Genomic DNA, 12,982 nt, shown 5'->3' on the forward strand with positions numbered 1-12,982 from the left:
AAAAACATGTTTCCGGTGATTCCACAAAACGGAGGCCAATTGTGAAAAAAGTATTTTCTAAATTTGTGATATTCGGGTGTGTGGCCGGTCTGCTCCTAAGCGGCTGCGGTGCTGCACAGGAGGATGATTGGGAAAGAGAGCACTTTGAGGCCTATGAGCAGCCCCAGACCCTTCAAGTGGATATCAGCCGTTTGCAAAGCGGCAAAAAGCTCCTTGCCCGTCAGGTTCCGGCTGGGCCTTGGAAGCGGGAGCCCTTGGAGGATGTTACGCAGGCTTTTAAATATGGTCAGCTGGATTTTCGGCACCGGGATGTATCTGGCTTTGATCTAACGGGTATTCCCGCTGAGCAGATAGAGAAGATTTCCTTTGATAGTGCCACCGTATGGCCCAAGGAGCTGCCGCCGGGCTTTGACCCGAAAAGCATAATTGAGCGGGGGAAAGACCCCGGCCTTGGCATTCGTACTCTGCATCAGCAGGGCTGGACCGGCAAGGGGATTAACATTGCTATTGTTGATCAGGCACTGTATCAGGAGCACACTGAGTATAAAGATCGGCTTCGGTTCTATGAAGAATATCTATGCTCCGATCCCGTTACCCAGATGCACGGCGCGGCTGTTTCCAGCATAGCGGTAGGAAAAACCACCGGTGTTGCCTCAAAGGCTGATCTTTATTACATTGCTTCCACCGCATGGTCAGATGACTATGATCTCACCCCCATTGCCGGAGCGATTTATCGGTTTATTGAGATCAATAAACAGCTGCCTCAGGATGATAAAATCCGTGTGTTATCCATTTCCAACGGATATATAGAGGATACAAAGGGCGCAAAGGAAATGGAGCAAGCCATTGCAGATGCAAAAAAGGAAGGCATCTTTGTGATCTGCATGAATACAGATATGCACGGCTTTGATATTTTGGGCTGCGGCGGGGAAATGACCTCTGATCCCAATGACCCTCAGTCACGCATGCCCGCTTTTGAATACCGGGACTATTATTGGCAGCATCCCGACGAATTCCAGCGGGTAGACAGGCTGATTGTGCCGCAGGATAACCGAACCTATGCCTCATGGACTCAAAACTCCGAGAAGTCTTATGAGTTTTCCGCCAACGGTGGGGTTAGCTGGACTGCCCCTTGGCTTGCCGGTTTTTATGCCCTCTGCTTAGAGGCAAAACCGGAGATGACCATAGATGAATTTGTTGCAGTGTGCCTTCAAACCGGCGAGACCATATCCATTCCCCACGAGGGGCAGGCGTATACTTTCGGCAAAATCCTCAATCCTCAAAAAGTTGTGGATGCCTTGACTGCGTGAGTGAATGCAGGTTTATAATAAGGGGTGAACCCCAAGAACATTTATATTATCGGAGGTGCTCGTCATTATGGATACTGAACTGAAAATCAAAATGTACTCTTTTACACTGGATTGCAAGGAGCCCCTTGAGTTGGCGAAATTCTATGCCGCTCTGCTTGAGTGGGCAATTGTGTTTCACAATGAGGATTTCGCCATTGCGGGTGCCCCCGGGGCACAGCAGGGAGGGTATCCCGGGATCACGTTTCAGCGCAACGACGAATATGAGCCGCCTGTATGGCCGGCAGAGCCGAAAGCCCAACAGCAGATGGCCCATATGGATTTCGCTGTGAATGATTTGGAAAAAGCGGTTCAGCATGCGGTTGTCTGCGGGGCCACTGTGGCAGAGCAGCAGTTTTCTGAAGGATGGACAGTGCTGTTTGATCCCGCTGGGCATCCCTTTTGCCTGTGCTCCATGGAGCCGCTTTTTGAAAGCCCCGGTTTTGCACTGTTATAAAAGAATGCCAGACGGTATACATCTGATTTATTGAAAGAATAACCCCGGAAAGGAGAGCCACCATTGTTTTATTACGACTACTACTTTTTTGTGCTGATTATCCCCGCCATGGTTTTTGCCATGTGGGCCCAGGGGGCTATGCGCAGTGCCTATGCCCGATACAGCGGTGAACCCAACCGCAACGGCATGACCGGTGCACAGATTGCCCGGCGCATTCTGGATGCAAACGGCCTCCATGATGTGCGGGTCAATGCTGTGCAGGGTCAGCTTTCCGATCACTATAACCCATCCACCCGGGTGGTCAACCTTTCCCAAGGGGTATACGGGGCCACAACGGTGGCAGCCGCCGGGATAGCGGCCCATGAATGCGGGCATGCCATTCAGCACGCTAAGGGATATTTTCCCCTTAAGCTGCGCAGTGCGGCGGTTCCAGTGACCAATATAGGCTCCACTTTGGCAATACCCATTTTGCTGGTCGGGTTCTTTTTTGATTTACCCGGGCTGGTTAACCTTGGCTTGGTGGGGTATTCCCTTGTAGCCATCTTTCAGCTCATTACCCTGCCTGTGGAGTTTAACGCCAGCCGCCGGGCTATGGCTGTTATTGCATCGGAAGGGCTTTTGGAGCCTTCCCAACAGCCGGGAGCCCAAAAGGTTCTCACGGCGGCGGCCCTCACCTATGTTGCGGCGCTGGTTTCCGCTCTGGCGCAGCTTTTGCGGCTGGTGCTCATTGCCCGTGGCCGCAGCGGGCGGAACAATCGGCGATAATGCCTGCTCTGTATCGCCGGAGGCCCTTGGCGTTTCAGCGGAGCTGAAACCGGCAAGTTTTACTTGCCGCCGGGGCGTTGCCCCGGGCCAAGGGCGCAAGCCTTACTTTTTCAAAAACACACCACCCAAGGAGAAACCACGCCTATGAAAATCACCCCCAGACAAGCCGCCGTCAACGCCCTGATGCGAGTGGAGCAAGGCAGCTATTCCAACTTGGTGCTGGAAGCCTACGCCAAGGAAGAAAACCCTTCCCCTCAAGAAAGAGCCTTTGCACAGGCTCTGCTTTATGGCGTTTTGGAGCGCCGACTGACCCTCGATCATATCCTGAGCGGTTACAGCAAGGTGCCTGTGGGCAAGATGGAGCCGGAGATTCGGGCCATTCTGCGCTGTGCCCTTTACCAGCTTGCCTATATGGATACGCCTGATTCGGCGGCGGTCAACGAGGCAGTGGGGCTGGTTAAGGCAACACCACGGCTGGCCTTTAATCCCCGGCTTTCCGGGTTTGTCAATGGGGTTCTGCGGGGTTATCTGCGGGCGGATAAGGCATTCCCGCCTCTGAAAGGGGGTTGGGAGGAGCGCCTCTCGGTGGAAACCGCCTGCCCCCGCCCCATGCTCCGCCTTTATGTAGAAGCGCTGGGCAAAAAAGGAGCCGAGGATTTTCTGCGGCATTCCCTGACCGTTTCCCCCAACTATCTGCGGGTGAACACCAAGCGCACCACCGATGCGGAGCTGATTCAGTGGCTGGCGGAGGATGATATCCCCGCCGCTCCCGATCCGCTGGTGCCGCACTGTCTGGCTGTGGGACGGCATAAGTCCCTTCAAAATACCAACCAGTGGGAACAGGGATTTTTCCATTTACAGGATAAATCCTCCCAGCTTTGCGTGCTGGCCTTGGATGCACAGCCAGATCAGCGGGTGCTGGATGTCTGCGCCGCCCCCGGCGGAAAAGCCTTCACCGCCGCCCAAATGATGGAGGATACCGGACGCATTGTGGCCATGGATGTTCATGAAAACCGGGTCAAGCTGATTCGCCGGGGAGCCTCTGCCCTTGGCCTTGACTGCATTTATGCCATGCAGGGAGACGCCACCCAGCCGGGGCTGAATATGGGGGAGTTTGACCGGATTTTGTGCGATGTTCCCTGTTCCGGGCTGGGGGTTATCCGCCGCAAGCCGGAAATTAAATACAAAAACCCGGAAGAATTTGAAAATTTACCCAGTATACAGTATAAAATATTGGAAACCTCCGCAAACTATCTTAAAGAGGGCGGAAGGCTGGTTTATTCCACCTGCACCCTGAATCCCAAGGAGAATACCGAGGTTGTGGACCGCTTTTTGGCGGAGCACCCGGATTTTGAGTCGGATACCCTGCCCGAGGCTTTGGGTGGAGGCGCCAGCCGCCTGATTGCCCACGAGCTGGATTCGGATGGCTTTTTTATCGCTGTGTTAAAGAAAAGGATGGCATAATGGAGAAACTGGATATCAAATCCTGCACCCTCGAAGAAATCAAAGAGCTTTGCACCGAGATGGGCCAGCCTGCCTTTCGGGGCGGGCAGATCTTTAGCTGGCTTCACCAAAAGCAGGTGAGCAGTTTTGATGAAATGACCAACCTTCCCGCCGCCTTTCGGGAGGCTTTGAAGGAAAAATGCCACCTGAATTACATAAATATCAAAAAAAGGCTTGTTTCCGGCATAGATGGTACGGTAAAATACCTGTATGGGCTTGCCGATGGGGGCAGTGTGGAAAGTGTGCTTATGGAATATAAGCATGGGAACAGCCTGTGTATTTCCACACAGCTGGGCTGCCGCATGGGCTGCCGGTTCTGCGCCTCCACCTTGGGGGGGCTGGTGCGCCACCTGACCCCGGCTGAAATGCTGGATCAGGTTTACACCTCCGGGCGGGAGAGCGGCCGGAGAGTGGATAGCATTGTGCTCATGGGCATCGGGGAGCCGCTGGATAATTTTGATAATGTCATGCGGTTTTTGGAGCTGCTTTCCCACCCCCAGGGGCTAAACATGAGCCTGCGGCACGTTTCCCTTTCCACCTGCGGTCTGGTGGATCAGATCGACCGGCTGGCGGAAAAAAAGCTGCCCCTGACCTTATCCATCTCGCTCCATGCACCCAACGATTACATTCGCCGCAAAACCATGCCGGTTGCCAACAAGTGGGATATGGATACCCTTCTGGCGGCCTGCCGCCGCTACTTTGCGACCACCGGGCGGCGCATCTCCTTTGAATATGCGCTGATTTCCGGGGTCAACGATTCCCCTCTGTTTGCAAAGGAGCTGGCACTGCGGCTTAAGGGTATGGGCAGCCATGTGAACCTGATTCCGGTGAACCCGGTCAAGGAGCGAAGCTATCAGCAAAGCGGACAAAATGCCGTAAGGCGTTTTTTGGAGGTACTTGAACAAGGCGGTATAACCGCTACGGTCCGGCGAACTCTGGGCAAGGATATCAGCGCTGCCTGCGGGCAGCTTCGCAGGGAGGAAGCCGAAAAGGAGGAAGGCTATCTTGATTAACATATGGGGAGGCACTCACACCGGGCGTGTGCGCAAAGCCAATCAGGATAAATACGACTTTAAAATACTGGGGAAGGCCCTTGCCTTTATGGTGGTCTGCGATGGTATGGGCGGCGAGAACGGCGGCAGCGTGGCCAGCTCTATAGCGGTGAGCTGCATCAGCGAAATGCTCACCCGTGACCTGCCGGGCGCCGAGGGGGAGCAGTCTGTCCTTTCCATTATGCGCTCAGCCATTGCCGGGGCCAACGCCTTGGTCTTTGAGGCCGCCTCCAAGGACGAAGGCCTTTCAGGCATGGGCACCACATTGGTGCTGGGCGTTGTCTGGAACAGCAGCCTTTTTATTGGCTATGTGGGCGACAGCCGGGTCTATCGGGTCAGCGGCGAGGCCGAAACCCAGATTACCCGGGACCACACCGTGGTGCAGATGCTGCTGGATATCGGCGAAATCAGCAAAGAGCAGGTGGAAAATCACCCTCAGCGCCATTACATCACCCGTGCGGTGGGCGTTTCGGAATCGGTGGATGCCGATTTTGTGGAATGTCCTCTTGAAGAAGGCGATATGGTTCTTATTTGCAGCGACGGCCTGTATCACTATGTGGAGCAGGGCGGGTTTGTTCCCCTGCTGCGGGAATGTGTACGGCAAAAAAGCGTCGACAGCCTAATCCGGCTGGCCAACGAGCAGGGCGGCGCCGATAATATCACGGCGGTTGTGCTGCAGGTTGCTGCGCAGTAGCGCGGGCCGTGCCGCAGATTGTGGGAGGAATTACACAACATGGATAAATATGTAGGCAAGCGGCTGGATGGCCGCTATGAGATAGAGGAGCTCATCGGAACCGGGGGCATGTCCAATGTCTACCGGGCCCACGATGTGATTGATGACCGGGTGGTGGCTGTTAAAATCCTCCGGGATGAATACATCGATAATTCCGAACTGCTCCGCCGCTTCAAAAACGAGAGCAAGGCCATTGCCGTTTTATCCCATCCCAACATTGTCAAGGTCTATGACGTAAGCTTTAACAACCGGGTGCACTCCATTGTCATGGAGTATATCAACGGCATCACCCTCAAGGATTATATCGACCAGCAGGGCGTTCTCCGCTGGAAAGAGGCGGTGCACTTCACCCTCCAGATTCTCCGGGCGCTCCAGCACGCCCACGATAAGGGTATTGTTCACCGGGATATCAAGCCCCAGAACATTATGATGCTCTCGGATGGTACCATCAAGGTCACCGATTTCGGCATCGCCCGGTTTGCCCGCAGCGAATCCAAAACCATCACCGACCGGGCCATCGGTTCGGTTCACTATATCAGCCCCGAGCAGGCCATGGGAGACAGCACCGATGAAAAATCGGATATTTATTCCGTGGGTGTCATGCTCTTTGAGATGCTCACCGGAAAGCTCCCCTTTGAGGCGGATTCCCCGGTTTCGGTGGCCATCAAGCAGATTCAGACACAAGCGGTGATGCCCCGCTCCATCAACCCGGATATTCCCGAGGGCCTTGAGGAGATCACAGTCCGGGCCATGCGCAAGGAAAGCGCCCGGCGGTATCAATCCGCCGCCGAAATGATACAGGATATTGAACAGTTCAAAAAGGACCCGGGCATTCACTTTTCCTATAAATATATGGAGCCGGAAAGCTCCCCCGCCCAAAGGAAAAAATACCAGCGTGCCGTTGAACACAGCAGAGAAGAGGAAAGCATGTACCAGCAATCCAGGCGCACCCCCTATATTCCCATTCTGACCGGCGTCACCTTTGCCTTTGTTCTGGCCTCCTTGGCCTTCATCGCCCTCATGATCAACATCAACAACCCCTTTGCACAGGTGGAGGAGGTTCGCCTCCCCGATCTGGTTGGGCTCAAATACGATACTGTTCAGTCGGACGACCAGTACCGCCGCTTTAAGGTGGAAACACTGGAGCCTCAGTATAGTGATGAATACGGCCGTGGCGTGATCATTGAGCAGGAGCCTAAAGCCGGGCGCACCATTAAAAGCGGCTCGGTGGTCAAGGTGGTGGTCAGCGCCGGTCAGCGTGTGGTCACCCTGCCCAACTTTGCCGGCAAGGATGCCCAGCAGACCTTTGCCAAGCTCAGGGAGGACGGGCTGGAATACGAGGAAAAGAAAATCTTTTCCGATGATGTTCCGGCAGGCAGCGTGGTTTACACCGACCCCTCCAAGGATTCCTCCGTTCCTTCGGGAACAGCGGTCAGTGTATATGTAAGCATGGGCCCCCAGGAGATTTTGCGCACGGTGCCGGATGTAACCGGCATGACCGTGGAGGCCGCTCAGCGCCTGCTGGATCTGCACAAGCTTAAGGTGGGCAACATCACCTATGAAGCTGGCGATGTCCCCGACAACACGGTTATGGCTCAAGAGCCTGCCCCCGGCAGTCTCCAGCCGGAAAACACCGCTGTGAATATGGTGGTGTGCAAAGGCAGCTCCGGTGCTTCCCGCCAAACCATAACAGTGGATATGCCGCGTAACATTAACATGATGATGGTGGTTAAGGCCAAAGTGGATGGCGAAACCGTGGCGGAAGAAATCCTCAACCCCGATCAGGTTCCCGAGTGGAAGCCCCCCATCCCGGTCAGCGGCAAATCGGCCGTTGTGGAAATTTATCTGGATGGCGAAATCTATCAGGAATATAAAGTGGATTTTGAAAAAGGAACCTTTGTGAAGCAGGAGGATTATTCCTACCGTTTCTAAATACTTGTGGAAAAAACAACACGTTACACCTTGGAGGAACACTCCAGGGAAGTATGGGGGGCATGGGATGCCCCCCATAGCGTTTATAGTAGAATGCGTATCAAACAGCAGCGCTGTTTGGTACCTACGGCATTTCTGCCGTAAGCCGCTGTAAGCGGCGCATTCGTTCTTTACACTCATATGCCGGGGAAGCGGCAAGACAGGCAAAGCCTGTCCAAATGAAACAGTTTTTCCTGTTTCATTTGGGTATGAGTATTTGTGCCGGTTTCGGCGCAGGTGAGGAGGAGTATGGCGGATAACCAGCAAACAGGCCTGATTGTAAAGGCTACCGGTGGTTTTTATTATGTTCTCACCCCGGATGGAACCCGGTACCAGTGCCGGGCCAGAGGGGTCTTTCGCAAGGAAAAGCGCAGCCCCTGCGTGGGGGACAGGGTGGATATTCTGCTCCCACCAGAGGGGGATGGCACCGTGATGGAGATTCATCCCCGCAGAAACACACTCATTCGCCCGCCTTTGGCCAATCTGGATCAGATGGGCGTGGTGATTTCCACCGCTGACCCGGCTCCCAACCTCTATGTGCTCGATCAGTTTTTGGCGGTGCTGGAATACAAGGAAATCGAGCCGCTGATTATCGTGACCAAAGCGGATGTTTCCTGCCCCGATGATTTGGCCCGCCTGTATGAGGCCTGCGGCTTCCGGGTTTTTGTGGTCAGCAGCAAAACCGGCCAAGGGTTGGAAGAGGTCAGGCACGCCCTGACCGGCAAAATATCCGCCTTTTCCGGCAACAGCGGGGTGGGTAAATCCAGCCTGCTCAATGCCATTGACCCCCGGCTGGATATTGAAACGGGAGAAACCAGCAAAAAACTGGGCCGGGGCCGCCATACCACCCGGCATGTGGAGCTTTTCCCCGTAGAGGGTGGCTGGGTAGCGGATACCCCCGGCTTTTCCACCATGGAGCTGACCCGGATGGAGACCATCTACAAGGAGCATCTGGCCGGGTGCTTCCGGGATTTTGCCCCCTATAGGGAAAAATGCCGTTTTCATGACTGCCTCCATGGGGGCGAAAAGGGCTGTGCGGTCAAGGCGGCGGCTGACGAAGGAAAGCTGGCTCCCTCCCGTTATCAAAATTACTTAACCATGCTGGAGGGTGTCCGCAATCTCAAGGAATGGGAGACTGAGCGTTCATGAGCTTGAGTGAAAAAGATAAAAGCCTCTGCGGCGTGATCGGAGCGGGAGCCATTGCCGATCCCCAAAAAGTAGCCCATGAGCTGAGCCGGTGCGGCTTGCTCCTGTGTGCCGATGGAGGCTGGGCCTTTTGCCGCAAAATGGGGCTTGTGCCCGATCTGCTGTTGGGGGATTTTGATTCGGTGGACGAAATGCCAAAGGATATCCCCATCATGACCTTCCCGGTGGATAAAAACTACACCGACTGTATGCTGGCGGTGGAGGAAGGCGCCAAGCGGGGTGCACAGCATTTTTACTTAGCGGGAACACTGGGCGGGCGGCTGGATCATACCTTGGGCAATTTGCAGACCTTGGGCTGGTGCACCGAAAAAGGCTTTGAGGCCCGGCTGGATGACGGCGTCACCAGTGTGTATGGCATTGTAGGGGGCAAGCTTACCCTTGCCCCTCGGGAAAACCACTATTTTTCGGTGGTGCCCTTATCGGGCCTGTGCAGGGGAGTGACCATCCGGGGCGGGCGTTTCCCGCTGGAAAGTTATGATCTTTCCTTCTCTGATCCCCGGGCCATCAGCAACGAATTTGCCGGCTCGGTGGTGACCGTTACCGTGGAAGATGGTATTGGTGCCGTGGTGGTTACACCCCAACTTTCTTTTTAGGAACAAAGAAAGTTGGCAAAGAAAAACTATTTCGGGATTAATCGGGTTAAAGCCCTTGCTCTTGTGTACAAGGGGCAAGGATGAACCGTTCACTTTAAAGGCTAAGTGGTCTCAGAGGAACTGCGACCACGGCCAATAAAAAAGATTCTGTTTTGATAAAGAGCTTTACCTGACGGCAGTGGCGCTCATTTTTCTTTGTATCCTTTCTTTTTCTGCGTAAAAAGAAAGGATATGCCTGCACGGCATAAGTGCGACCGTAGCGTAACGATTTATATATTGCGATATCTTGGCGGTGGGGTACCAAGGGGCGTGCCCCTTGGCGATTCTTTGCACACTTTCTCATCGTGGAGAAAGTGTGTGCCCGGCACGGCATGAGTGCCAAGTTTCAAAGCGTTGCTTGTAATGGATAAAACGAACAAAGTAAAGGTTCTCGCTGCATCGAGAACTTAGGTAATAGAAAAAGCGCCTTCCCCACAGCTGCAAAGCAAGGGGAAGGCGCTTTTAATCATAAGTTTTATTTCAGGCTGTTCCACCAGTCGGCAATCCGCTTGGCGGATTCCTCCGGGGTAAGCTCCTGATCCAGCGAAAAATCACACACACCGCTGTAAAGGCGGTGCCGCTTCTGATACAGCTCCCAGAGGGATTCCCGGGTGTTGCTCTGCACAATGGGGCGAAACGGGTCATCGGCAATGCGGTTGTAGCAGGCATCAAAGCCGGGGTTCAGATAAACCAGCGCACCGTTTTCCCGCAGGGGAGGCAGGTTGCGATCAAAGGTTACGGCGCCGCCTCCGGTGGCCACCACAGCCCCCCGAAGCCCACCGGCCAAGACCACCTGCTGATGCTCCACATCCCGAAAAAAGCCCTCGCCCTTTTGGGCAAAGATTTCGCTGACAGGCATGCCGGCGGCGGTTATAATCCAGTTATCCAAATCATGATAGGGGCGGCCAAGAAGGCCGGCAAGAGCCTGTCCAACCGTGGTTTTGCCGCTGCCCATAAAGCCGCAAAGGAAAATGTTTTTATCCATAAGGTTACCGTAGCAGGCCGGAGGCTTTTTCCAAGGATTTGGCATCCTCAATGTTGAAAGCGGCAGGCTCCTTGGTAATTTTCTTTACAAACTGGCACAGGGTCTTTTTCGGCCCCAGCTCCACAAAGGTATCCACCCCGGCGGCCACCATGGCCTCAATCTGGGAGACAAACCGAACCGGGCTGATCATATGCCGCTCAAAGTAATCGGGGAAGCTTTCAATGGAATCAAGCCTTGCACCCGTCACGTTGGAATAGAAATCAACTTGAGGCTGTGTAAAGGTCACATCCACTAAGGCTGCTTTCAGCTTTTGAGCGGCACCGCTCATCAGGGCGGTGTGGAAGGCCCCGGAAACACCCAGGCGGATTACCTTGGCGCCTTTTTCGGCCAGTGCCTCGGCGGCGGCTTCGGCAGATGCCGTTTCACCGGAGATCACAGTCTGGGAAGGCGTGTTGTAGTTAACCGGTGTAACCAGACCGCCTGCCATACGGCAGGAAGCTTCAATGACCGCTTCATCCGAGCCTAAAATGGCAAACATAGCACCGGGTGCATCGCCAGCACCCTCCTGCATGGCCTTGCCACGGGCGGCCACGATGCGGAAGCCATCCTCCATGGAAAAGGCCCCTGCACAGGTCAGGGCGGCAAATTCGCCGAGAGAGTGCCCGGCTACCGCATCGGGGGCACCGGAACGAATCTGGGAAGCCGCCTCCAAGCAGGCAAGAGAAAGAGTATAGATCAGCGGCTGGGCCACTCGGGTATCAGCCATTTCTTCGGCTGTGCCCCCAAAGGAAAGCCCGGCCACATCAAAGCCGCAGATATCCCCGGCGCACTGGTAAATTTGGCGCACAGCCGGGAAAGCATCATACAGCTCCTTGCCCATGCCCGGGTATTGGGAGCCCTGCCCGCTGAATAAATAAGCTGTTTTACTCACAACAACATCATTCCTTTCACCAAGAACACGCAGTTCGGGCTTATGCAATGCAAATCCCGACAAAATTCGGCGGTAGCTTGGCACTATACTTGATTCTGACCAAATGCGGTCAAAAAACCCCCGGATGGCTTCATTTTTCTGAAAAGTGCCGAAAACAAAGCCCTATAAGGGATATTTCTTATTAAGCCGTTGACAAATGATGGATTAGGGTTTATGCTAGGGAATATAACAAGTGTTACATTTTAGCCTCGGTCTTAATTCTTATCATAGCATAAAAAGACCGGCTTGACTATACAGAAATTCCTGTATTTTGACCGTAAAGAATTCTGAGCCTGCCCTGCGGCGGGAGAATGGAGATGCGCCATGACTGGACTGAAAATTCTGGGAACGGGAAGCTACGTCCCGGATTTTGTTGTTACCAATGAAGATTTCGCCAAGCTGGTGGATACCTCGGATGAATGGATCACCACCCGAACCGGTATGAAAGAGCGGCATATCGCTGTTCATGAGCCGGTCTGGTATATGGGCGCACAGGCGGCCAAATCGGCGTTGGAGACGGCGGGCATCACCGCCGATCAGGTGGATATGGTCATCGTAACCAGCGCCTCTGCGGATTATGATTTCCCCTCTGTTTCCAATATGGTGCAAAACGCTGTTGAGGCCAACAATGCCTTCGGCATCGACATCAATGTGGCATGCTCCGGCATCGCCTACGGCTTGGATATGGCTTGGCGGTATCTGATGACCGGGGATGTGGATACTGTTCTGCTGGTCAGCGCCGAGCGGCTCAGCCAGGTTACCGATTATACCGACCGGGCCACCTGTGTTTTGTTTGGTGACGGTGCGGGAGCCAGCGTAGTCACCCGAGCGGATAACAAGGCCTTTGCATCCTTTTTAGGCTCTGATTCCCGTGGTGCCCAACATATGTACTGTGTTCCGCCCCAAAAGCCGGTTCCTTTTGAGACCGGCTCCTTTGAAAACGCCATGTTTGAAACCAATGAAAACGGCTTTGCCTATATGAATGGCCGTGAGGTCTATAAATTTGCCACCCGGGCTATGCCCATGGCAGTGGAGAAAGCCTGCAAAAAGCTGGGCATTACCCCCCCTGATCTGAAATGGATTATTCCCCATCAGGCCAATCTGCGTATCATTGAAACAGCCGCTAAAAACTTGGGGCTGGCTATGGAAAAAATGATTGTGAATATTGAAAAATACGGCAACACCTCCAGCGCCAGCATGGCAATCTGCCTGGATGAGCTTTTCCGCAGTGGAAAGCTTGCGGCAGGGGATAAGCTTTGTGTGGTGGGCTTCGGGGCGGGGCTTTCTTTTGGAGCCTCGATTCTGGAATGGTAATGGCCTCTTCCCGAAAAGCAAGACAAGCATAAAAAGGAGAATGGTATG

General features: G+C 54.1%; 12 protein-coding genes. 10 read left to right on the forward strand and 2 right to left on the reverse strand.

Translation table 11 applies throughout. The features are described 5' to 3' along the window. Positions 1-41: 41 nt before the first annotated feature. From U6B65_11095 to U6B65_11135, 9 genes are all read left to right on the forward strand, one after another. Positions 42-1,310: a S8 family serine peptidase gene (locus U6B65_11095; GenBank protein WRS26870.1), complete on the forward strand. Its 1,269-nt coding sequence runs from the start codon at positions 42-44 to the stop codon at positions 1,308-1,310. A gap of 67 nt (positions 1,311-1,377) precedes the next feature. Further along, on the forward strand, positions 1,378-1,803 hold the full coding sequence (locus U6B65_11100) for a VOC family protein (GenBank protein ID WRS26871.1): 426 nt from the start codon (positions 1,378-1,380) through the stop codon (positions 1,801-1,803). A 63-nt stretch (positions 1,804-1,866) separates the two neighbouring features. Then, the gene (locus tag U6B65_11105) at positions 1,867-2,568 is read left to right on the forward strand and encodes a zinc metallopeptidase (GenBank protein ID WRS26872.1); all 702 of its coding nucleotides are present in this window, start codon (positions 1,867-1,869) and stop codon (positions 2,566-2,568) included. Positions 2,569-2,712: 144 nt separating this feature from the next. Next, positions 2,713-4,032, forward strand: coding sequence for a 16S rRNA (cytosine(967)-C(5))-methyltransferase RsmB (rsmB, locus tag U6B65_11110; protein ID WRS26873.1), 1,320 nt, complete (start codon positions 2,713-2,715; stop codon positions 4,030-4,032). Continuing rightward, positions 4,032-5,084 carry a 23S rRNA (adenine(2503)-C(2))-methyltransferase RlmN gene (rlmN, locus tag U6B65_11115; GenBank protein WRS26874.1) on the forward strand — a complete coding sequence of 351 codons (1,053 nt, stop codon included), beginning with the start codon at positions 4,032-4,034 and terminating at the stop codon, positions 5,082-5,084. The genes rsmB and rlmN overlap by 1 nt, the downstream gene beginning before the upstream one ends. Beyond that, positions 5,077-5,817, forward strand: a complete 741-nt coding sequence (locus U6B65_11120; protein WRS26875.1) for a Stp1/IreP family PP2C-type Ser/Thr phosphatase — start codon at positions 5,077-5,079, stop codon at positions 5,815-5,817. Before rlmN ends, U6B65_11120 begins: the two co-directional genes overlap by 8 nt. A 39-nt stretch (positions 5,818-5,856) precedes the next feature. Further along, a complete protein-coding gene (pknB, locus tag U6B65_11125) occupies positions 5,857-7,788 on the forward strand; it encodes a Stk1 family PASTA domain-containing Ser/Thr kinase (GenBank protein WRS26876.1) in 1,932 nt (643 codons plus the stop codon). Positions 7,789-8,076: 288 nt separating this feature from the next. Continuing rightward, positions 8,077-8,976, forward strand: a complete 900-nt coding sequence (rsgA, locus tag U6B65_11130) for a ribosome small subunit-dependent GTPase A (GenBank protein WRS26877.1) — start codon at positions 8,077-8,079, stop codon at positions 8,974-8,976. Beyond that, positions 8,973-9,626 (forward strand): thiamine diphosphokinase, encoded by a 654-nt coding sequence (locus U6B65_11135; GenBank protein ID WRS26878.1) that lies wholly within the window; start codon positions 8,973-8,975, stop codon positions 9,624-9,626. Before rsgA ends, U6B65_11135 begins: the two co-directional genes overlap by 4 nt. A gap of 514 nt (positions 9,627-10,140) precedes the next feature. Here the strand turns inward: U6B65_11135 and U6B65_11140 are convergent. Continuing rightward, entirely contained in the window at positions 10,141-10,650 is a 510-nt protein-coding gene (locus tag U6B65_11140; GenBank protein ID WRS26879.1) for a shikimate kinase, read from the reverse strand. 4 nt (positions 10,651-10,654) lie between these two features. Then, complete coding sequence (locus U6B65_11145; protein WRS26880.1) at positions 10,655-11,581, reverse strand: ACP S-malonyltransferase; 927 nt, start codon at positions 11,579-11,581, stop codon at positions 10,655-10,657. 363 nt (positions 11,582-11,944) lie between these two features. Between U6B65_11145 and U6B65_11150 the strand changes: the two genes are divergently transcribed. Continuing rightward, positions 11,945-12,934 (forward strand): beta-ketoacyl-ACP synthase III, encoded by a 990-nt coding sequence (locus U6B65_11150; protein WRS26881.1) that lies wholly within the window; start codon positions 11,945-11,947, stop codon positions 12,932-12,934. Positions 12,935-12,982: the final 48 nt, after the last annotated feature.

Source organism: Oscillospiraceae bacterium MB08-C2-2 (assembly GCA_035621215.1).
Classification (GTDB): domain Bacteria; phylum Bacillota; class Clostridia; order Oscillospirales; family Ruminococcaceae; genus WRAV01.

Coding starts and splice junctions, on each gene's coding strand:
- U6B65_11100 (WRS26871.1), top strand. CDS start 1,378: ATGGATACTGAACTGAAAATCAAAATGTACTCTTTTACACTGGATTGC.
- pknB (WRS26876.1), top strand. CDS start 5,857: ATGGATAAATATGTAGGCAAGCGGCTGGATGGCCGCTATGAGATAGAG.
- U6B65_11135 (WRS26878.1), top strand. CDS start 8,973: ATGAGCTTGAGTGAAAAAGATAAAAGCCTCTGCGGCGTGATCGGAGCG.
- rlmN (WRS26874.1), top strand. CDS start 4,032: ATGGAGAAACTGGATATCAAATCCTGCACCCTCGAAGAAATCAAAGAG.
- rsgA (WRS26877.1), top strand. CDS start 8,077: ATGGCGGATAACCAGCAAACAGGCCTGATTGTAAAGGCTACCGGTGGT.
- rsmB (WRS26873.1), top strand. CDS start 2,713: ATGAAAATCACCCCCAGACAAGCCGCCGTCAACGCCCTGATGCGAGTG.
- U6B65_11140 (WRS26879.1), bottom strand. CDS start 10,650: ATGGATAAAAACATTTTCCTTTGCGGCTTTATGGGCAGCGGCAAAACC.
- U6B65_11150 (WRS26881.1), top strand. CDS start 11,945: ATGACTGGACTGAAAATTCTGGGAACGGGAAGCTACGTCCCGGATTTT.